General features: G+C 67.4%; 16 protein-coding genes and 1 pseudogene. 7 read left to right on the top strand and 10 right to left on the bottom strand.

Going from position 1 to position 18,223, the window contains the following annotated elements; all coding sequences use genetic code 11:
- Positions 1–15 precede the first annotated feature (15 nt).
- From LPB260_RS23340 to LPB260_RS23360, 5 genes are all read right to left on the bottom strand, one after another.
- Positions 16–1,467: an NAD-dependent succinate-semialdehyde dehydrogenase gene (locus tag LPB260_RS23340; protein WP_208708237.1), complete on the bottom strand. Its 1,452-nt coding sequence runs from the start codon at positions 1,465–1,467 to the stop codon at positions 16–18.
- A gap of 80 nt (positions 1,468–1,547) precedes the next feature.
- Positions 1,548–2,033: a flavin reductase family protein gene (locus LPB260_RS23345; protein WP_208708238.1), complete on the bottom strand. Its 486-nt coding sequence runs from the start codon at positions 2,031–2,033 to the stop codon at positions 1,548–1,550.
- 34 nt (positions 2,034–2,067) lie between these two features.
- On the bottom strand, positions 2,068–3,549 hold the full coding sequence (locus LPB260_RS23350) for an aldehyde dehydrogenase (RefSeq protein WP_208708239.1): 1,482 nt from the start codon (positions 3,547–3,549) through the stop codon (positions 2,068–2,070).
- A complete protein-coding gene (locus LPB260_RS23355) occupies positions 3,546–4,379 on the bottom strand; it encodes an alpha/beta fold hydrolase (RefSeq protein ID WP_208708240.1) in 834 nt (277 codons plus the stop codon). Before LPB260_RS23355 ends, LPB260_RS23350 begins: the two co-directional genes overlap by 4 nt.
- Before the next feature lie 26 nt (positions 4,380–4,405).
- Positions 4,406–4,996: an amino acid synthesis family protein gene (locus LPB260_RS23360; RefSeq protein ID WP_208708241.1), complete on the bottom strand. Its 591-nt coding sequence runs from the start codon at positions 4,994–4,996 to the stop codon at positions 4,406–4,408.
- Between the two features lie 421 nt (positions 4,997–5,417).
- On the opposite strand from LPB260_RS23360, the gene LPB260_RS23365 reads away from it, so the two are divergent.
- Together LPB260_RS23365 and LPB260_RS23370 are read left to right on the top strand one after the other, a co-directional pair.
- Entirely contained in the window at positions 5,418–6,932 is a 1,515-nt protein-coding gene (locus LPB260_RS23365) for a BCCT family transporter (RefSeq protein ID WP_256625550.1), read from the top strand.
- Between the two features lie 210 nt (positions 6,933–7,142).
- On the top strand, positions 7,143–7,916 hold the full coding sequence (locus tag LPB260_RS23370; RefSeq protein WP_208708242.1) for a TSUP family transporter: 774 nt from the start codon (positions 7,143–7,145) through the stop codon (positions 7,914–7,916).
- Positions 7,917–7,923: 7 nt separating this feature from the next.
- Here the strand turns inward: LPB260_RS23370 and ada are convergent.
- The 3 genes and pseudogenes from ada to LPB260_RS23385 form a co-directional block, all read right to left on the bottom strand.
- Positions 7,924–8,954: pseudogene (gene ada, locus LPB260_RS23375) on the bottom strand (bifunctional DNA-binding transcriptional regulator/O6-methylguanine-DNA methyltransferase Ada).
- A 90-nt stretch (positions 8,955–9,044) separates the two neighbouring features.
- A complete protein-coding gene (locus LPB260_RS23380) occupies positions 9,045–9,326 on the bottom strand; it encodes a DUF2218 domain-containing protein (protein WP_208708243.1) in 282 nt (93 codons plus the stop codon).
- A gap of 53 nt (positions 9,327–9,379) precedes the next feature.
- Complete coding sequence (locus LPB260_RS23385) at positions 9,380–10,021, bottom strand: NAD(P)-dependent oxidoreductase (RefSeq protein ID WP_208708244.1); 642 nt, start codon at positions 10,019–10,021, stop codon at positions 9,380–9,382.
- 102 nt (positions 10,022–10,123) lie between these two features.
- Here LPB260_RS23385 and LPB260_RS23390 point away from each other — a divergent pair, with 102 nt between their 5' ends.
- Both LPB260_RS23390 and LPB260_RS23395 read left to right on the top strand, forming a co-directional pair.
- Positions 10,124–11,014 (top strand): LysR family transcriptional regulator, encoded by an 891-nt coding sequence (locus tag LPB260_RS23390; RefSeq protein WP_208708245.1) that lies wholly within the window; start codon positions 10,124–10,126, stop codon positions 11,012–11,014.
- A gap of 108 nt (positions 11,015–11,122) precedes the next feature.
- On the top strand, positions 11,123–12,010 hold the full coding sequence (locus tag LPB260_RS23395; protein ID WP_208708246.1) for a PA4780 family RIO1-like protein kinase: 888 nt from the start codon (positions 11,123–11,125) through the stop codon (positions 12,008–12,010).
- A gap of 46 nt (positions 12,011–12,056) precedes the next feature.
- On the opposite strand, the gene LPB260_RS23400 is transcribed toward LPB260_RS23395, so the two are convergent.
- Positions 12,057–12,977, bottom strand: coding sequence for a LysR family transcriptional regulator (locus tag LPB260_RS23400; RefSeq protein WP_208708247.1), 921 nt, complete (start codon positions 12,975–12,977; stop codon positions 12,057–12,059).
- Positions 12,978–13,100: 123 nt separating this feature from the next.
- Here LPB260_RS23400 and LPB260_RS23405 point away from each other — a divergent pair, with 123 nt between their 5' ends.
- From LPB260_RS23405 to LPB260_RS23415, 3 genes are all read left to right on the top strand, one after another.
- Entirely contained in the window at positions 13,101–14,447 is a 1,347-nt protein-coding gene (locus LPB260_RS23405; RefSeq protein WP_208708248.1) for an aspartate aminotransferase family protein, read from the top strand.
- A 92-nt stretch (positions 14,448–14,539) separates the two neighbouring features.
- Entirely contained in the window at positions 14,540–16,036 is a 1,497-nt protein-coding gene (locus tag LPB260_RS23410; protein WP_208708249.1) for a CoA-acylating methylmalonate-semialdehyde dehydrogenase, read from the top strand.
- A gap of 533 nt (positions 16,037–16,569) precedes the next feature.
- The gene (locus LPB260_RS23415; RefSeq protein WP_208708250.1) at positions 16,570–17,229 is read left to right on the top strand and encodes a c-type cytochrome; all 660 of its coding nucleotides are present in this window, start codon (positions 16,570–16,572) and stop codon (positions 17,227–17,229) included.
- Here LPB260_RS23415 and LPB260_RS23420 read toward each other — a convergent pair.
- Positions 17,204–18,079 carry an alpha/beta fold hydrolase gene (locus LPB260_RS23420; protein WP_208708251.1) on the bottom strand — a complete coding sequence of 292 codons (876 nt, stop codon included), beginning with the start codon at positions 18,077–18,079 and terminating at the stop codon, positions 17,204–17,206. The two genes, LPB260_RS23415 and LPB260_RS23420, sit on opposite strands and share 26 nt — an antisense overlap.
- Positions 18,080–18,223: the final 144 nt, after the last annotated feature.

An 18,223-nucleotide genomic window follows, 5' to 3' on the forward strand; every position in this document is an offset into this window, starting at 1 on the left:
TTCGGGGGCGGGCCGTCACAGGCCGCCCATCAGGGTGTATTTGATCTCGAGGTAGTCCTCGATGCCGTACTTGGAGCCTTCGCGGCCCAGACCGGAGGCTTTGACGCCGCCGAAAGGCGCGACCTCGGTGGAGATCAGCCCCTCGTTGATGCCGACCATGCCATATTCCAGCGCCTCGCTCATGCGCCAGGCGCGGCCCAGGTCGCGGGTGTAGCAGTAGGCGGCCAGGCCGTACTCGGTGTCGTTGGCCAGGTGCACGGCTTCGGCTTCACTGCCGAAGCGGAATACCGCGGCCAGCGGGCCGAAGGTTTCCTCGCGGGCGACCTTCATCTCCAGGCTCAGGTCGGCGAGCACGGTCGGCTGGAAGAAACCGTTGCCCAGCGCGTGGCGTTCGCCGCCACAGAGCAGGCGCGCGCCCTTGCCGAGGGCGTCCTGCACATGGTCCTCGACCTTGGCCACGGCGCGCTCGTTGATCAGCGGGCCCTGGGTGACGCCGGACTCGAAACCGTCGCCGACCTTGAACTCGCGGACGCGCTCGGCCAGGCGCGCGACGAACGCCTCGTAGATGCCATCCTGCACCAGGAAGCGGTTGACGCACACGCAGGTCTGCCCGGCGTTGCGGAACTTGGCGATCAGCGCGCCCTCGACCGCGCGCTCCAGGTCGGCGTCGTCGAAGACGATGAACGGCGCGTTGCCGCCCAGCTCCAGCGAGACCTTCTTCAGGGTGTCGGCGCACTGGGCCATGAGCAGCTTGCCGATGGCCGTGGAGCCGGTGAACGACAGCTTGCGCACCGCCGGGCTGCCGGTCAGCTCGGCGCCGATGGCCACCGCGTCGCCGGTGATCACGTTGAAGATGCCGGCCGGGATGCCGGCCTGCTCGGCCAGGGCGGCCATGGCCAGGGCGGAGAACGGGGTTTCCGGGGCCGGCTTGACGATGCACGGGCAGCCGGCGGCCAGCGCCGGGCCGGCCTTGCGGGTGATCATCGCGGCCGGGAAGTTCCACGGGGTGATGGCCGCGACGACGCCGATCGGTTCCTTGCTCACGACGATGCGTGCATCGCCCTTGTGGCTGGGAATGGTGTCGCCGTAGATGCGCTTGGCCTCCTCGGCGAACCACTCGATGAAGCTGGCGGCGTAGAGAATCTCGCCCTTGGCTTCGGCCAGCGGCTTGCCTTGCTCCAAGGTGAGGATCTCGGCCAGGGCATCGGCATGCTCCAGCATCAGCGCGTGCCAGCGCTTGAGGATGCTGCTGCGTTCCTTGGCGGTGCGCGCGCGCCAGGCGGGCCAGGCGGCATTGGCGGCGGCGATGGCGCGCTGGGCTTCGGCGCTGCCCATGTTCGGCACCTGGCCGATCACCGCGCCGTTGGCCGGGTTGTGGATTTGCTGGTGTGTGCCGTCCTGGGCATCACACCATTGACCGTCGATGAAGGCCTGCTGGCGGAACAGGTGTGCGGCTGCTGGGGTCATGTCGGCTCCGGGAATAAAAAAGGGTCGCCTGCGCAATACGTGGAGGCAGACGACCCAAAAAAACTGTCAGGTGATGGCGTTCAGGCGATGGCGGGCAGGGCGCCCAGCTTGCCGCGGTGATAGACCATCGGGGTCAGCTCGACCTCGGGGATGATCAGGTTCTGCACCGCGCCGACCATGATGGCGTGGTCGCCGCCTTCATATTCGCGCCACAGCTCGCACTCGATGATTGCGGTGGCCTTGCTCAGCAGCGGGTTGCCCAGCGCGCTGAGCTGCCAGTCGATGCCCTTGGCCTTGTCCTTGCCTTTGCCGGCGAAGGCATAGGCCTCGGCCTGCTGCTCGGCGGACAGCAGGTGGATGGCGAAGCGCTTGTTGGCGCGCAGCACCGGGTAGGAATCGGAGGCGTAGTTGGGGCAGAACAGCACCAGCGCCGGGTCGATCGACAGGGCGCTGAAGGCGCTGGCGGTGATGCCGACTATGCCGCCGTCCTCGTCGAGGCAGGTGATCACGGTGACGCCCGAGGGAAACGAGCCCATCACCTCTTTGTAAATGCCTGGTTCGATCATCTTTGACTACCTATGGGTTGCGGTTCGTGGCGGCTCAGCGCATCACGAAGGGGTCTGGCATCGGCGCTTGCGAGAGGTTGATCCACACCGTCTTCTGCTCGGTGTAGGCGAGCACCGAGTCGATGCCGCTCTCGCGGCCATAGCCGCTGTTCTTGAAGCCGCCGATCGGCGCCATGGCCGAGACCGCGCGGTAGGTGTTGACCCAGATGATCCCCGAGCGCACGTCGCGGGCCAGGCGGTGGGCGCGGCCGAGGTCGCGGGTCCAGATACCGGCGGCCAGGCCGAACTGCGAGTCGTTGGCGATGGCCAGGGCCTCGGCCTCGTCCTTGAAGCGGATCACCGAGGCGACGGGGCCGAAGACCTCTTCCTGCATGATCTTCATCGAGTTGCTATCGCACTCGAACAGGGTCGGCTCGTAGTACCAGCCGTTGCCCTCGACCTGCGGGCGCTTGCCGCCCAGGCGCAGGGTCGCGCCCTCGGCCAGGGCGTCGGCGACCAGGCCTTCGACCACAGCCAGCTGCTGCGCGGTGGCCATGGGGCCCATCTCGCTCTGCTCGTCCTGCGGGTTGCCGATGCGGATGCGCCGGGCGCGTTCGATCAGGCGGGCGACGAACTCGTCGTAGATCTCGTCCTGCACCAGCAGGCGCGAGCCGGACACGCAGCTCTGCCCCGAGGCGGCATAGATGCCGGCGACGGCGCCGTTGATGGCGCTGTCCAGGTCGGCGTCGGCGAAGATGATGTTCGGCGACTTGCCGCCCAGCTCCAGCGACAGCTTGGCGAAGTTCTCCGCGCTGCTGCGCACCACGTGGCGGGCGGTGGCGGCGCCGCCGGTGAAGGCGATCTTGCGCACCAGCGGGTGGCGGGTCAGCGCCGCGCCGGTGCTCGGGCCGTAGCCGGTGACCACGTTGACCACGCCCGGCGGAATGCCGGCTTCCAGGGCCAGGCGGGCCAGCTCGAGGATGGTCGCCGAGGCGTGCTCGGAGGGCTTGAGCACCACGGTGTTGCCGGCGGCCAGGGCCGGTGCCAGCTTGATCGCGGTGAGGTACAGCGGGCTGTTCCAGGGGATGATCCCGGCGACCACGCCCAGCGGCTCATGCACGGTGTAGGCGAACAGGTCGCTCTTGTCCAAGGGCAGGGTGCCGCCCTCGAGCTTGTCGGCGAGGCCGGCGGTGTAGTGGAAGAACTCCGGCAGGTAGCCGACCTGGCCGCGGGTCTCGCGGATCAGCTTGCCGTTGTCGCGGCTTTCCAGCTGGGCCAGGTGCTCCTTGTTCTCGGCGATCAGGTCACCCAGGCGGCGCAGCAGCTTGCCCCGGGCGGTGGCGGTCAGGCCGCGCCAGGCCGCACTTTCGAAGGCCTTCTGCGCCGCCTGAACGGCGCGCTCGACGTCGGCTTCGTCGGCGTCGGGCAGTTCGGCCCAGGGCTCGGCGAGGGCCGGGTTGAGGCTCTGGAAGGTCTTGCCGGACAGGGCGTCGAGCCACTGGCCGTCGATGCACATGCGAAAGCGTTCGAGGCTCATGCGACGATCTCCTTTACTGGGGGCGCTGCGTGCTGGGTATTGCCGAGGAAGTCGAGCAGCAGCTGGTTGACCAGGCGCGGCGACTCTACCGGCATCATGTGCCGCTGTTCTTCGAGTATGGCGGCCTGGGCACCGGGAATCCGCGCGGCCAGTTGCCGGGCCATCTCGGGCGTGGAGCCGGGGTCCAGTTCGCCGGTGGCGATCAGGGTCGGCGCCTGGATGCTCGAAAGCTCGTCGGCACCATACATGTCCTGGGTGGCGAACAACGAGTAGGTGGTCAGGTAGCCCTGGGGATCGTTGCCCGCCAGGACCTGGCGGATCGCCGCGATCTGCGCCGGGTTGGCCGCCTGGTATTCGCGGCTGAACCAGCGCGCCAGGGCCGCCTCGGCGTTGGCCGCCGGACCGAACTCGGCGACCTGGGCGGTGCGCTCGATCACCCCTGCGCGCTGCTCGGGGCTGCGATTGAACACGCTGTTGAGCACCACCAGGGCACTCAGGCGGGCCGGCTGCTGCAGGGCAAACGCCCGCGCCACCAGGCCGCCCATGGAGAAGCCGACCACCGCGACCCGGGGCAGGTCGAGGTGCTCGAGCAACTCGCGCAACTGTTCGGCATAGTCCGGCAGTCCGGCGTCTGCCGGCGGCAGGGCGCTGGCGCCATGGCCGAGCATGTCGTAGGCGATCACGCGGAAGTGCGGGGCCAGGCCGACGATCTGCCCGCCCCACATTTCCTTGTTCAGGCCGACCCCGTGGATCAGCACCACGGGGTGGCCTTGGCCGGTCGCCAGGTAGCTGGTGCCGGCCGGGGTCTGTTCAGCGGTGAGCCGAATCATGGGTTGCTCCTGCGCGCGCCTGGCAATTACTGGGCTTGCTCGGCGGCCAGTTCTTCCAGGTCGATGTAGCGGTTGCCGATACGCGGGTGCAGGCGGCCGCCGTCGGAAGCGCCCAGGACGACGACGATCTCGTCGGCGCGCGGGGCGTCTTCGATCTGCATCTCCAGGGTGACATAGTGCGAGCGCGCGCCTTCGTCGTCCTTGTGCATCATCGGAATCTGGATCGAGGTGCCCGGGCCGCCGCGCTTGTTGGTGAAGCTCAGGTAGCTCTTGGCGTTCACCGCCTGGCGGTAGTGGTTGCCGAAACGCAGGTTGTGGATCACCGCGGAGGCATGTTCGATCTCGCCGTCGGCGCCGACGACGGCGGCCTTACCATAGGCCTCGATCTTCTCGGCGCCACCGATGGCGTCGACCAGGCGCTTGACCATCAGCGCGCCCAGCTCGGAGCAATTGGCCTTGATTTCCGAGCGCAGGTCTTCGACGAAGCCACGGCCGGACCAGGGGTTCTTCATTACCACAGCTAGGCCGACCATGGTCACCGGCTTGTCGGTGGCCTTGCCACCTTCGATAAGGGTTTCTTCCACGTAGCTGACGATCTTGCGGATTTCAAAGCTCATGAGGCTCTCCTGGGCTGCGGATGGGGCGTAATCGCCGTAGTCGTATTATGGTATACCATAAGACCATTATGGCAAGTCAAGTGATCCGGTGGCCCTGCGCCGCCGGTGGCTTGGCTGGAAGCGGGAGCGATCAATGAGCGCTGATTTTTCTCAGGCCAAGTGCTTTGCTTCTGTATTCCGGTCTATGGTATACCATATGACAAGCGAATGTTGCTGCATCCACTGCGGTCGCATTCGGGCGCTGCCGGAGTGACCGAGGACGACTGCCATCGTCTGAGGAAACTCATCGCCCGAGCGATTGCTGGCGACATTGGCGACAAACACTTCGGTGTGTCCCATACAAAAATAAGGAGGAGGCGCGCTCGTGAGCGAACATCCTATGCAAGGCTCTCAACGTCTGTTCGCAGGCGTAAATCCGACGATGGCCATTTCATCCCTGGTGATGGTGCTGGTCTTCGTGCTGTTCACCGTGACCTACAGCGAGCTGGCCAACAGTCTCTACACCGGCGCCAAGCAGTGGATCGAAGGGTCCCTGGGCTGGTACTACGTGGCGGTGGTCAGTGCGGTGCTGTTCTTCACCTTCTGGGTCGGCCTCAGCCGTTTCGGCAACCTGCGTCTGGGCCGCGACGACGAGCGTCCCGAGTTCAGCAACTTCTCCTGGTTCGCCATGCTGTTCAGCGCCGCGGTCGGTACCGGCCTGCTGTTCTGGAGCATCGCCGAGCCGCTGATGCACATGCAGGGCAATCCCTTCATGGACATGGCCGGCGTCGCCGCCAATACCCCGGAAGCGGCGCAGATCGCCCTGCGCGTGACCATGTTCCATTGGGGCCTGCACGGCTGGAGCATCTACATCATCGTCGGCCTGATCCTGGCCTACTTCACCTATCGGCATAACCTGCCGCTGACCGTGCGTTCGGCGCTGTATCCGCTGATCGGTGAGCGCATCTATGGCCCGATCGGTCATGCGGTCGACCTGCTGGCGATCTTCAGCACCCTGTTCGGCACCGCCACCACCCTCGGCCTGGGCGTGTCGCAGATGAACGCCGGCCTGAACTACATGTTCGGCATCGAGATCTCCACCACCAACCAGCTGATCCTGATCTCCGCCACCGCGGTGGTCGCCACCCTGTCGGCCGTGTCCGGGGTGCGCAAGGGCATCCTCTGGCTCAGCGAGTGGAACATCCGCCTGAGCAGCATTCTGTTCCTGTTCCTGCTGCTGGCCGGGCCGACCGTGTTCCTGCTGGGCCTCTACGCCACCAGCCTGGGCGACTACCTGGCCACCTTCATCCCCATGGGCATGTGGACCGACTCCAACCCCGAGCGTCAGTGGCAGGGCTGGTGGACCATCTTCTACTGGGGCTGGTGGCTGTCCTGGGGCCCGTTCGTCGGCATGTTCATCGCCCGCATCTCCCGTGGCCGCACCGTGCGCCAGGTGGTGCTCGGCGGCATGCTCGCCTCGACCCTGGGCGCCTTCCTGTGGATCGTGATCATGGGCGGTACCGGCGTGTCGCTGCAGCTGTCCGGCGCCATCGACCTGAATGCCGTGGCCAACTCCGACGTGACCATGGTGCTGTACAAGACCATCGAGGGCCTGAACGTGTCCTGGGCGACCATGGCCATGGCCGGCCTGGCCACCCTGATGATCGTCAGCTGGTTCGTCACCTCGGCCGACTCGGCCACTCTGGTGATCTGCACCATCCTGTCCATGGGCAACCAGAACCCGCCGCAGCGCTTCCGCATCATCTGGGGCCTGGGTCTGGGCGCGCTGGCCGGCGTGTTGCTGCTGGCCGGCGGCCTCAAGGGGCTGCAGGCGGCCACCATCGCCGCGGCGCTGCCGTTCTCCGTGGTGCTGCTGGTGATCTGCTACAGCCTGGTGCGTGCACTGCACCAGGAAGAGCGCGAGTCGCTCTGCGTGCGGGAGGCCCAGGGCGCCTAAGTCCCGGAGTCTGTCGCGGTCGGCGCTAGGCTGACACTGGCGGCGCACGGCGTCACCGATCCTCGATCGATGGCACCGTGCGCCGCTTCGTTTGTGCGCCGTCCATGCTGCTGCGGCGCACACGTCTGAAAGAGGTAGGCCGGTGATTGCGATGCGCCCGCTCCGAGAATGCCAGCCAGCTAATCCTGCGACTCCGACGAGGACGCCGGCATGAGCCTGCAGCTCCACCTGCTGTTTCTTCTCTGCGTGGCCCTGGCCACCTTCGCCCAGTGCCTGACCGGCTTCGCCTTCGGCCTGATTCTCATCGGCCTGGTGGCGATCCTGGAGCTGATACCCCTCGGCGAAGTCGCGGTGGTGATCAGCATCCTCACCCTGGGCAATGCCCTGGTCACGGTGGCGGGGCCCAAGCCGCAGCTGGACCGCTCGATACTCGCCCCCCTGTTGATCAGCAGCCTGCTTGGCGTGTGCCTGGGCATCTGGAGCCTCGGTGCCCTGGATGGCCGGCAGATCGCCTGGCTGCGCCTGCTGCTGGGCGGCGTGATCATCCTCGCCAGCCTGATGCTGGTGGTGCAGAGCGAACCGCGCGCGCAGGTCTCTTCATCGTCGGCGTTCTGGCTGGCCGGAGGTCTCTGCGGGCTGCTCAACGGCCTGTTCTCCAGTGGCGGGCCGCCGATCGTCTATCACCTGTATCGCCAGCCCCTGGGCTACGAGTTGATCCGCAATACCCTGATCACCGTATTCGCCTGCAACGCGGCCATGCGCCTGGGCCTGGTGGCGGTGCAGGGGCAACTGACGCTGGATATCCTGTGGCTCAGCGCTGAAGCACTGCCATTGGTCATGCTGCTCAGCTGGCTGGTGCGTCGCTACCCGCCGAAGCTCTCGCTGCGCACGGTGCGCTGGCTGGTGTTCGTCCTGCTGCTGCTGGCCGGGACCAGCCTGATCGCCGAAGCTGTGCCGCAGCTGCTGGCCCTGTATCGGGGCTGAGCGCCGCTCAGTCCTCCCCGCGTTCGCGGCTCAGCAGCGCCGCCTTGCGTTCCACGCCCCAGCGGTAGCCGCCCAAGGCGCCGTTGGCGCTCACCACTCGGTGGCACGGCACCAGCAGGCCCAGGGGGTTGCTGGCGCAGGCCCGGGCCACGGCGCGCGGGTGGCTGCCGAGGGCGGCAGCCAGTTCGCCATAGCCACGGGTCTGGCCGGGGGGATCTGCCGCAGTGCGCGCCAGACCCGTTGCTGGTAGGCGGTGCCGCGCAGGTCCAGGGGCAGCTGGGCGGCGCGTTCGGGTTCATCGATCTGCCGCAGCACCTGTTGCAGCCAGTCGCCCAGGCCGGCGTCGTCGCGCTGCAGGCAGGCGGTGGCGAAGCGTTGGCGCAGTTCGTCCTCCAGCTGCGCCGACTCGTCGCCGAGCAGCACGGCGCAGACCCCCTTGGCGCTGCTGGCCAGCAGCAACTGGCCGAGCGGGCAGGGCGCGGTGGTGAAGCGCAGGGTTTCGCCGGCGCCGCCGCGGCGGCGTTGCGTCGGGCTCAGTCCATCGTCCTGTTCGTACAGCGCGCGGGTGCCGGAGTAGCCAGCGCTCAGGGCCGCCTGCAGCACCGAGTCGGCCGCGGGCAGGTGCGCCTCCAGCGCGGCGCGGCGGCGGGCCTGAAGCCAGGCCTTGGGCGTCAGCCCGGTGCGCGCCTTGAACGCGCGCACCAGGTGCGAGGAGGACAGGCCGATGCGTGCGGCGAGCTGTGCCAGGGTCGGCGTCGGTTCCAGCTCATCGAGCAGGCGACAGGCCGATGCCACCAATGCGTCGAGCTGCTCGGCCGGGCTGGCACCCTGGGGCGCGCAGCGCCGACAGGCACGGTAGCCGGCGGCCTCGGCGCTGGCCGGGTCGGCATGGTAGCTGACGTTGTCGCGTCGCGGCCGCCGCGCCGGGCAGCTCGGCCGGCAGTAGATGCCGGTGGAGCGCACGGCGAAGACGAACCGGCCGTCATAGGCGCCATCGCGGGTGCAGACGGCTTGCCAGCAGAGGTCAGGGTCGAGCATGGCGCGGCTCCGTGGGGTGATGCCTCGATTGTCGGCCCTTGGGCGCGCGCCGCCAATCCGAATCGCGCTTTCAAATCGCCTGCGGGTCGCTCACTGCCAGTCGAGCGTCAGCGCCTCCTGCCAGGCGAAGCGTTCGAAGTGGCTGGCCACCACGTGCTGGAGCTTGGCCAGCTGCTCCTGTTCCTCGGCGTGCACGCTCAGGCGCAGGCCATCGTCTTCGGCGGCGAGCAGCGCCAAGCCGAAGGCGAACTCGATACGACCCTGCTGTTGGTCGAAGCTGACCGGGATCTTGTGGGCGAAGTGCTTGCACAGGCGGCTGATATAGCGGGCCGGCGTGGCGGTGACGACATGGGTGGTGGCGGTCAGGGTCATGGGGTCTCCAGGTGTGGGCGGGACAGGCGCGCGGGGCCGCGCCTGTCGGGAAGTCAGTAGCCGACGGTAAAGCGTTGGCGGATGTGCTGTGGCTGTTCCAGTTCGTCGATGATGGCCACGGCCAGGTCGGCCACGCTGATGCTCGCCGGCGCCTCGCCGTTCATCAGCAACTGGTCGCCGCCGATGCGGAACTGGCCGCTGCGCGCGCCCGGTTGCAGCAGCGCTGGCGGCGAGATGAAGCTCCAGTCCAGCGCAGTTTCCGCCCGGATCAGCTCGAGGGCCTGGCGCGCGCCCTCGGCGCCTTCCTTGTATTCGGCGGGGAAGTCCGGGGTGTCGATCAGCTGCAGGCCCGGTGCGACATACAGGCTGCCAGCGCCGCCGACCACCAGCAGGCGCTGGATGTCGGCTTGCTGGGTCGCCGCATAGATCGCCCGGGTGCCCTGGACGAACCGTTCGCGAATGTTCGCCTGGCCCCAACCGGGGTTGAAGGCATGGACCACTGCATCATGGCCGCGCAGGGCCGCGGCCAGCGCCTCGGTGTCATAGGCATCGGCAGCCACGGCATTCAGCGCCGGGTGCGCGGGCAGATTCTGCGGCTGGCGGACCAGGCCGGTGACCAGGTGGCCCCGGTTCAGGGCTTCCCGCAGAACGGCGGCGCCGACGAAGCCGCTGGCGCCGATCAGGGCGATATTCATGGCTGTTTCCTCGGGTGATTTTCGTCGAGGGAGATAATCGCAGCTGGATAAAGGTCGGAAAAATCGGTTAAAAGCGCTTTAACTATTAAGCAGGGCTAATTAATGGAGCAGCTCAAACGTATGGCGATCTTCGCCACGGTGGTCGAGCGCGGTTCCATGGTCGCCGCCGCCGAGGTGCTCGGCATGACCCCCTCGGCGGTCAGCCAGCAGATCCGCAAGCTGGAGGACGGCACCCAGGTCAGCCTGCTGCACCGCACCACCCGCAAGCTGACCCTGACCGAGGCCGGCGCCGCCTTCTACCAGAGTTGTGCCCAGGTGCTGGCCCTGGCTCAGGAGGCCGAGCAGCGCCTGGCCGAGCTGCGTGATGCGCCGGTCGGCGAGCTGCGCATCGCCGCCCCGGTGGGCTTCGCCGGCGCCCCGATCTGCGCGGCCCTGGCGCCGCTGTTGCAGGCACACAGCGGGTTGAGCCTGCAGCTGTTCTTTCACGATGAGCCGATCGACCTGGTCGAACAGCGCATCGACCTGGCGATCCGCGCCGGCAGTCAGCCGGACTCCAGCCTGGTGGCGCGGCATATCGGCGACTCGCGCATGCTGCTGTGCGCGGCGCCGAGCTACCTGGCGCGGCGGGCGCCCATAAGCCTGCCCGCCGAGCTGATCGGCCTCGACTGGCTGACCTTGAACACCGACGCTCGCTTCAACACCCTCAGCCTGCAGGGGCCGGCGGGCGAGCAGGAGAAGTTGCGCATCGAAAGCCGGGTCGGCTGCAACAACATCCTGGCCGTACGCCAGTTCACCCTGGCCGGGATGGGCGTGTCGCTGCAGCCGGCACACGAGGTGCGCGAGGAGCTGGCGGCAGGTAGGCTGCGCGATGTGCTGCCGGGCTGGCGTTTGCCGCCCCTGGGGATCTACCTGGTCACCCCGCGCCGCGATGCCCAGCCGGCCAAGGTGCGCTATGCCCTCGAGGCACTGCGCCAGCATCTGTTGCGAGATTGAGCATGCGCGGCCGGGTAATGGTCGCCCCAGGGTGGGTTATGGACGCCGATTGCCGTATAACGGGCGGCACACGCGAATTGGGCAACACAGGACCCGCGATCAAAGCCGATGAAGACACCAAAACGTATTGAACCCCTGGTCGAGGATGGTCTGGTCGACGAGGTCATACGCCCGCTGATGAGCGGCAAGGAGGCCGCGGTGTTCGTGGTGCGCTGTGGCGAGGAGCTGCGTTGCGCCAAGGTCTACAAGGAGGCCAACAAGCGTGGCTTTCGCCAGTCCGTGGAGTACCAGGAAGGGCGCAAGGTGCGTAACAGCCGCGACGCCCGCGCCATGGCCCGGGGCTCGAAGTACGGCCGCAAGGGCCAGGAGGACGCCTGGCAGAACGCCGAGGTGGCGGCGCTGTTCCGCCTGGCCAACGCCGGGGTGCGGGTGCCCAAGCCCTATGACTTCCTCGAGGGTGTGCTGCTGATGGAGCTGGTCGACGACGGCGAGGGCGGCGTGGCGCCACGGCTCAACGACGTCGACCTGCACCCGGAGGACGCCCGCGAGTTCCACGCCTTCATGATCCAGGAAGTGGTGAAGATGCTCTGCGCCGGCCTGGTGCATGGCGACCTGTCCGAGTTCAACGTGCTGCTCGGTCCCGAGGGGCCGGTGATCATCGACCTGCCCCAGGCGGTGGATGCGGCCGGCAACAACCACGCGTTCAAGATGCTCGAGCGCGACGTCGGCAACATGGCCGCCTACTTCGGCCAGTTCGCCCCGGAGTTGAAGTACACCAAGTACGCCAAGGAGATGTGGGCGCTGTACGAGGAGGGCAAGCTGACTCCGGAGAGCCAGCTGACCGGCGAGTTCGCCGACCCGGAGGACGCCGCCGATGTCGACGCGGTGATGCGCGAGATCAAGGCCGCCCTGGCCGAGGAAGCGCGCCGCCAGGCCCTGCTCAATGCCGAGGATGCGCCGCGCGGCGAGGAACCGCCGCCGCCCTGGATGCAGTAATCCCCACCCCGCGCCCCGATGTCCGTCGGGGCGCGCTTTGCCTTGCTCAGCCGGTTGCCGCCAGGGCCTCGAGAAAACTCTCCAGCACCAGGTGTGGCCGGCGGCCCTTGCGCGTCACCGCCGCCAGGCTGAGGTCGTAGTAGCGCGTGCCGGCCTTCAGCGCGCGCAGGCGACCCTGCTGCACCCAGGCCGCGGCGTAGTGATCGGGCAGGTAGCCGATGTAGCGCCCGGTGAGGATCAGGAAGGCCATGCCCTCGCGGTCCGAGGCGCTGGCCGTGCAGTTGAGCTGCTGATACTGGCCCTGGACCTCCGGCGGCAGGCGGAAGGTCGGCGCGATGGCGTCCTGGGCGTCCAGGCGCGCGTCGGCCAGTTGCTGATCGTCGACATAGAACAGCGGGTGACCCACCGCGCAGTACAGCAGCGAGCGTTCGTCGTACAGGCTCTGGTACTCCAGCCCGGACAGCGCGCCGGCCTGGGGCACCACGCCGATGTGCAGGCGACCGTCCAGCACCCCCTGCTCGACCTCGCTGGGTGGCGTCATGCGGATATGGATGCGCACGTCCGGGCCGCGCTCCTTGAGCCGCGCCAGGGCGTTGGTGATGCGCATGTGCGGCACCGTCACCAGGTTGTCGGTGAGGCCGATGTTCAGCTCGCCGCGCAGGTTCTGGTGCAGGCCGTTGACCTCGGTGCGAAAGCTCTCCAGCGCCGCCAGCAGTTGCTGGGTCGACTGGTACACCTCGCGGCCTTCCTCGGTCAGGGCGAAGCCGGCGCGGCCGCGCTGGCACAGGCGCAGGCCCAGGCGCTGCTCCAGGTCGCTCATCTGCTGGCTGATGGCCGAGCGGCCGATGCCCAGCACGCTTTCCGCGGCGGAGAAGCCGCCGCACTCCACCACGCTGCGAAACAGCTTGAGCAGGCGGATTTCGAAGTCGCTGACCTGGGCCAGGGGTTCGGCGCGGCGTGTGCTCATTGTTTAGTTATCCATTAACTAAAGATAAGTAAAGTCGTGTTTTTGTGAATCTATCCCCGTGGCACCTTTACTGGCAACTGCTTATCCAAGCTAGAACCCGCCCTGCCACGCGAGGCCGCCCCCATGAACATGCAGCAGACCGCCCCCCTGCCAGTGGCCAGCCAGCTCAAGCTGGACGCTCACTGGATGCCGTTTTCCGCCAACCGCAACTTCCAGCGCGACCCGCGTCTGATCGTTGCCGCCGAAGGCAGCTGGCTCACCGATGATCGGGGCCGCAAGATCTACGACGGCCTGTCCGGCCTGTGGACTTGCGGCGCCGGCCATTCGCGCAAGGAAATCCAGGAGGCGGTGGCCAAGCAGCTCGGCACCCTCGACTATTCGCCGGGCTTCCAGTACGGCCACCCGCTGTCGTTCCAGCTGGCCGAGCAGATCGCCGACCTGATGCCGGGCGAGCTCAACCATGTGTTCTTCACCAGCTCCGGCTCCGAGTGCGCCGACACCTCGGTGAAGATGGCCAAGGCCTACTGGCGCCTGAAGGGCCAGCCGGCCAAGACCAAGTTCATCGGCCGCGCCCGTGGCTACCACGGCGTCAATATCGCCGGCACCAGCCTCGGCGGCATCGGCGGCAACCGCAAGATGTACGGCCAGTTCATGGACGTCGACCACCTGCCGCACACCCTGCAGCCGCACCTGGCCTACACCCCGGGCATGGCCGAGACCGGCGGCGTCGAGCTGGCCAACGAGCTGCTCAAGCTGATCGAACTGCACGACGCCTCGAACATCGCCGCGGTGATCGTCGAGCCGATGTCCGGTTCGGCCGGGGTGCTGGTGCCGCCGGTCGGCTACCTGCAGCGCCTGCGCGAGATCTGCGACCAGCACAACATCCTGCTGATCTTCGACGAGGTGATCACCGCCTTCGGCCGCATGGGCAAGTGGAGCGGTGCCGAGTACTTCGGCGTCACCCCGGACATCATGAACACCGCCAAGCAGATCACCAACGGCGCCGTGCCCCTGGGCGCGGTGATCGCCAGCCGCGAGATCTACCAGACCTTCATGAACCAGCCGTCGCCCGAGCACATGATCGAGTTCACCCACGGCTATACCTATTCGGCCCACCCGGTGGCCTGTGCCGCCGGCCTGGCTTCGCTGGAGCTGCTCAAGCGCGACAACCTGGTGCAGCAGGCCGCCGAGCTGGCGCCGCAGTTCGAGAAGGCCCTGCATGGCCTGAAAGGCGCCAAGCACATCCTCGACATCCGCAACTGCGGCCTGGCCGGCGCCCTGCAGATCGCCCCGCGCGACGGCGATCCGGTGATCCGCCCGTTCGAGGCCGGCATGGCCCTGTGGAAGGCCGGCTTCTACGTGCGCTTCGGCGGCGACACCCTGCAGTTCGGGCCGACCTTCAACGCCCGGATCGACGACCTCGAGCGAATGTTCGACGCCGTCGGCGAAACCCTCAACCAGCTCGACTGACCCGCTGGGTGGCCTGCGCCATCGCCCCCCATATCCCAGGTGGATGAGCTTCGCGCCATCCACCCTACGAATTCGATTGACGGAGAGATCCCATGACCAGCATCCCGCACCTGATCAACGGCGAGCGCATCAAGGGCCAAGGCCGCAGCGCCGACGTCTTCAACCCGGCCACCGGCGAGGTGACCAAGCAGGTCGCCCTGGCCGACCGCGACGTCATCCAGCAGGCCATCGACGCCGCCAAGGCCGCCTTCCCGGCCTGGCGCAAGACCCCGGCGGCCAAGCGCGCCCAGGTTATGTTCCGCTTCAAGCAGTTGCTCGAGCAGCACGAGGCAGAGATTGCCAAGCTGATCAGCGAGGAGCACGGCAAGACCCTGGAAGACGCCGCCGGCGAGCTCAAGCGTGGCATAGAGAACGTCGAGTTCGCCTGTGGCGCGCCGCAGATCCTCAAGGGTGAGTACAGCCGCAACGTCGGCCCGGACATCGACGCCTGGAGCGACCTGCAGCCGGTCGGCGTGGTTGCCGGCATCACCCCGTTCAACTTCCCGGCCATGGTGCCGTTGTGGATGTACCCGCTGGCCATCGTCTGCGGCAACTGCTTCATCCTCAAGCCCTCCGAGCGCGACCCCAGCTCCACCCTGTACATCGCCGAACTGCTGCACGAGGCCGGCCTGCCCAAGGGCGTGCTGAACGTGGTGCACGGCGACAAGGAAGCGGTCGATGCGCTGATCGAGGCGCCCCAGGTCAAGGCCCTGAGCTTCGTCGGCTCGACCCCGATCGCCGAGTACATCTACAGCGAAGGCACCAAGCGCGGCAAGCGCGTGCAGGCTCTGGGCGGGGCGAAGAACCACGCCGTGCTGATGCCCGACGCCGACCTCAACAACGCCGTCAGCGCGCTGATGGGCGCGGCCTACGGCTCCTGCGGCGAGCGCTGCATGGCCATCTCGGTGGCGGTGTGCGTAGGTGACCAGATCGCCGATGCCCTGGTGCAGAAGATCACCCCGCAGATCCAGGAACTGAAGATCGGCGCCGGCACCAGCTGTGGCCTGGACATGGGCCCGCTGGTTACCGCCGCCGCCAAGGAGCGGGTCACCGGCTACATCGACGCGGGCGTGGCCGCCGGTGCCGAACTGGTGGTCGACGGCCGTGGCCTGCAGGTGGCCGGCTGTGACAATGGCTATTTCGTCGGCGGCACCCTGTTCGACAAGGTCACGCCCGAGATGAGCATCTACAGCGACGAGATCTTCGGCCCGGTGCTGTGCATCGTGCGGGTCGACAGCCTGGAAGAGGCCATGCAGCTGATCAACGACCACGAGTACGGCAACGGCACCTGCATCTTCACCCGCGACGGTGAAGCGGCGCGCCTGTTCGTCGACGAGATCGAGGTGGGCATGGTCGGGGTCAACGTACCGCTGCCGGTGCCGGTGAGCTACCACAGCTTCGGCGGCTGGAAGCGCTCGCTGTTCGGTGACCTGCACGCCTACGGCCCGGACGGCGTGCGCTTCTACACCCGCAAGAAGGCCGTCACCCAGCGCTGGCCGCAGCGCGCCAGCCACGAGGCGGCGCAGTTCGCCTTCCCCAGCAATGGCTGAGCTTTGCTAGGGCGGTAACGAAAAAGGCCAGTCGTGAGACTGGCCTTTTTGTTTGCGGGCCGTGCTGGTCGTGGTCAGCGGGTAGGGTGGAGAACTGCGCAGCGTTTCCACCGCGTGTACCCGTGCGACTTGCCTCTCCTGGGCATCGCGTTTCGCTTTTGCGGCGAGTACCTTTTGCACTGCCCGGGTGAGCCTCCTTTAGGCTCGCCAGCGAAGGGCTTCGCGAAGCGAGGGCCCGTCGCAAGGGCGAATAACGATACGTCAAGGCAAGGTTAGTTTCGCGAGGTCGATGGTGGACAAGCTTCGCGTTGTCCACCCTACGGATACCCAGGCTACTTGCTCAGTCCTTGAACGGTACGTGTCCCGAACATACTGCGGATGCTGTCACGGCGCCATATGGAGCCTGTGGTTGCGGCGATCGATCGGCGGAATCTGCACTTTGCTTGATCTGTGTCGGGGTTTGCCCTGGCGCGGGGGCCTATAGTCCGGCGCTTAAATTTCAGCCCGGTATCAACGAGAAAAGGACTTCCCTCATGCGTGCGCTCGCCCTCGTACTGTTCTGTTGCCTCGCCGGCCTGGCCAAGGCCAGCAACGAGGCAATGCAGCGCTTCACCCAGCTCAATGCCGACCCGGTGCTGCGCCAGCAGGCCTACGAGGCCGGCCACGAACGCATCCGTTTCTGCGGCAATTGCCACGGCGAGAACGGCAACAGCCGGCGCCCGCACATCCCCAATCTGGCCCAGCAGAACCCGGTGTATCTGTTCAATGCCTTCGAGAAGTTCGCCAGCGGCGAGCGCAGCGACTATGTGATGTCCAAGCTGGCGCCAAACCTGAGCCTCGAGGATAGGGTCAACGTGGCCATCTATTTCGGCCAGCAGCAGTTGCAAGGGCATGAGGCGGCGGTCGACCCGGCGCTGCGCCAGGACGGCGAGGCGACCTTCAAGACGCTATGCACGGGCTGCCACGGGATGAACGCCGAAGGCCGCGACAATACCCCGCGCCTAGCCGGCCAGCCGGCCGAGTACCTGCGCCGTGCCCTGACCCGTTTTCGCGACAAGGATCCGCGCCGTGCCGGCTCGGTGATGATGAGCATCGCCGACGGCTTCAGCGACCGGCGCATCGCCGCGCTGGCCGCCTATCTGCAGCAGTTGCAGCCCCAGGCCGAGCTCAGCCTGGGGGAAGTACGCCGATAGCGCGCAGGCCCCGTTCGATCAGCAGGTGACAGCCGGCGGGATTTTCCAGCGGCAGCAGGTGGCCGTGCTGCAGATCTTCCAGGAACCGGGTCTGCGGGCAGCGCCGTTGCCATTCCTGCCACAGCTGCTCGCTGAAGAACACCGAGGGCTTGCCGCGGATCGCCACGCAGGGCATCGCCAGCTGTTGCAACTGCGCCATCACGTTCGGCGGCTGGGTGTAGTTGTGCGCCTCCCAGTGCTTGGGGAAGGCCAGTTGCAGCTGGCCGTCGGCGCCCTCCACCACGGCGTGCCGGGCCAGCGCCTGCAGGGCTTCGGCGCCGAAGCGCTTGTAGCCGCGGGCGTTCTGGCACTGCCGCAGGAATGCCTCACGGCTGGGCCAGCGGTCGGCCTTGCGCAGGGTGCTTCGGGCCGGGTCGGTGCGGTTCATCAGCGCCTTGGGCAGCCAGCGCACCAGCCGCGCCAGTGTCGGGGAGACCATGGCCGGCTCGATCAGCACCAGGGCCTTGAACAGCTCCGGACGTTTGGCGGCGGCGAGGATGGTGCAGGTGGCGCCCAGGGAGTGGCCGATGCCGACGATCGGCTGCTGGTATTCCTGCTCGATGAAGGCGATCAGGTCGTCGGCATACAGCTGCCAGTCGCGCCGACGCGGCGGCGGGCCAATGTCCGGCCAGGTCGCGCGGCAGGCCAGGCCACTGAGTGCCAGGCTGCCGCTCAGGCGCTCGAGCAGGGGCTCGTAGACCCGCAGCGGGAAACCGTTGGCGTGGTAGAAGTGCGCCGGCACGCCCTGGTCGCTGCAGTGCAGCCATTGCGCGTTGGCCGGCAGGCGCGCGGTAGTGCGGGTGCGCGTCATGATCTTCCTCATGGTCTGGCGAATCGTCCGGATTACAGTAGGGATTGGCCGAGGCCGAGGCAAAGGGCGATCGCGCCACAATGCAGGGGCAACTGCCCGGGCGCGGCGATTCGGCGGCCGGTCTGCGCCGGTGCCTTCGATTGG

The sequence above is a fragment of the Pseudomonas sp. LPB0260 genome, assembly GCF_013388395.1.

Coding starts and splice junctions, on each gene's coding strand:
- LPB260_RS23410 (WP_208708249.1), top strand. CDS start 14,540: ATGACCAGCATCCCGCACCTGATCAACGGCGAGCGCATCAAGGGCCAA.
- LPB260_RS23415 (WP_208708250.1), top strand. CDS start 16,570: ATGCGTGCGCTCGCCCTCGTACTGTTCTGTTGCCTCGCCGGCCTGGCC.
- LPB260_RS23355 (WP_208708240.1), bottom strand. CDS start 4,379: ATGATTCGGCTCACCGCTGAACAGACCCCGGCCGGCACCAGCTACCTG.
- LPB260_RS23400 (WP_208708247.1), bottom strand. CDS start 12,977: ATGAGCACACGCCGCGCCGAACCCCTGGCCCAGGTCAGCGACTTCGAA.
- LPB260_RS23385 (WP_208708244.1), bottom strand. CDS start 10,021: ATGAATATCGCCCTGATCGGCGCCAGCGGCTTCGTCGGCGCCGCCGTT.
- LPB260_RS23345 (WP_208708238.1), bottom strand. CDS start 2,033: ATGATCGAACCAGGCATTTACAAAGAGGTGATGGGCTCGTTTCCCTCG.
- LPB260_RS23395 (WP_208708246.1), top strand. CDS start 11,123: ATGAAGACACCAAAACGTATTGAACCCCTGGTCGAGGATGGTCTGGTC.
- LPB260_RS23420 (WP_208708251.1), bottom strand. CDS start 18,079: ATGACGCGCACCCGCACTACCGCGCGCCTGCCGGCCAACGCGCAATGG.
- LPB260_RS23405 (WP_208708248.1), top strand. CDS start 13,101: ATGAACATGCAGCAGACCGCCCCCCTGCCAGTGGCCAGCCAGCTCAAG.
- LPB260_RS23390 (WP_208708245.1), top strand. CDS start 10,124: ATGGAGCAGCTCAAACGTATGGCGATCTTCGCCACGGTGGTCGAGCGC.
- LPB260_RS23340 (WP_208708237.1), bottom strand. CDS start 1,467: ATGACCCCAGCAGCCGCACACCTGTTCCGCCAGCAGGCCTTCATCGAC.
- LPB260_RS23370 (WP_208708242.1), top strand. CDS start 7,143: ATGAGCCTGCAGCTCCACCTGCTGTTTCTTCTCTGCGTGGCCCTGGCC.
- LPB260_RS23360 (WP_208708241.1), bottom strand. CDS start 4,996: ATGAGCTTTGAAATCCGCAAGATCGTCAGCTACGTGGAAGAAACCCTT.
- LPB260_RS23350 (WP_208708239.1), bottom strand. CDS start 3,549: ATGAGCCTCGAACGCTTTCGCATGTGCATCGACGGCCAGTGGCTCGAC.
- LPB260_RS23365 (WP_256625550.1), top strand. CDS start 5,418: ATGGCCATTTCATCCCTGGTGATGGTGCTGGTCTTCGTGCTGTTCACC.
- LPB260_RS23380 (WP_208708243.1), bottom strand. CDS start 9,326: ATGACCCTGACCGCCACCACCCATGTCGTCACCGCCACGCCGGCCCGC.